Source organism: Klebsiella sp. A-Nf5 (assembly GCF_002810545.1).
GTDB lineage: Bacteria > Pseudomonadota > Gammaproteobacteria > Enterobacterales > Enterobacteriaceae > Klebsiella > Klebsiella variicola.
This window is the reverse complement of the sequence record NZ_PIOG01000127.1, coordinates 1-872: the sequence shown is the minus strand read 5'-3', so window position 1 is coordinate 872 and position 872 is coordinate 1. Positions and strand designations below refer to the sequence as shown.

2 protein-coding genes and 1 pseudogene are annotated in these 872 nt (G+C 53.8%); 1 reads left to right on the top strand and 2 read right to left on the bottom strand.

The window, feature by feature from the left end; genetic code table 11:
* Positions 1 to 310, top strand: a 310-nt coding sequence (gene nrdG / locus CWM53_RS12530; protein WP_100750798.1) for an anaerobic ribonucleoside-triphosphate reductase activating protein, incomplete at its 5' end; no start/stop codon positions are given.
* Between the two features lie 86 nt (positions 311 to 396).
* On the opposite strand, the gene CWM53_RS12525 is transcribed toward nrdG, so the two are convergent.
* Positions 397 to 639 carry a type II toxin-antitoxin system RelB/DinJ family antitoxin gene (locus tag CWM53_RS12525; RefSeq protein ID WP_002886901.1) on the bottom strand — a complete coding sequence of 81 codons (243 nt, stop codon included), beginning with the start codon at positions 637 to 639 and terminating at the stop codon, positions 397 to 399.
* Between the two features lie 77 nt (positions 640 to 716).
* Positions 717 to 872: pseudogene (locus CWM53_RS12520) on the bottom strand (transcription antiterminator BglG); the annotation flags it as partial.

The following is an 872-nucleotide window of genomic DNA, read 5'->3' as shown; positions in this document are numbered from 1 at the left end:
CGACCGCATCATTGCCGACCTCAACGATACCCGCATCAAGCGCCAGGGGATTTCACTCTCCGGCGGCGATCCGCTGCATCCGCAAAACATCGCGGAGATCCTCAAACTGGTTAAGCGCGTGCGCGCCGAATGCCCCGGCAAAGATATCTGGGTCTGGACCGGCTATAAACTGGATGAGCTGAATGAGGCGCAGATGCAGGTAGTGAACCTGATCAACGTGCTGGTCGACGGTAAGTTTGTGCAGGATTTAAAAGACCCGGCGCTGATCTGGCGCGGCAGCAGCAACCAGGTGGTACATCATTTGCGATAGCGTTTAGAGCCGTTTATTCGCCTGATGATAAACGGCCGCTTTCTCTCTTTTGCCATTCGCGCCAGGCTCGTGGATCAAACTCCAGTTCATAGGTCATCCAGACTCACCTTAACCCCCGGCCGTGGGTTTTCCAGCCGTTCGCGAACGGTGCGTAATAACGCCGCTTCGCCATCACTGATGGTCATACTTTTCACCGGCATGCGGCCATTTTCCGCAATGTATTGAAACAGCAGGCGTACCGCCTCCGTTGGTGTCATATCGAGTTTCTCCAGCACGGCATAAGCCTCTTTTTTGAGTTTATCGTCCAGTCGAACATTGAGCGTGGCCATTATGCCTCCAGAAAGGGGAATTTTGTAATGCAGTATAGCATTACATTTGAATTACATTCGAATCTGGAAAACGCCTCTCAAAACCGGCTGACGCACTCCATCGCCACCGTTTTAAACTCATCGAAGCTGCGGGTCGCGGCGAGGCGGCTCATGGCGCGCTCGCGCAGGAAAGTCACGAAAATATCGTAGATCGCCATCGCCTCTTCGTACTCGCGCTTACTGATGGCGAGCAG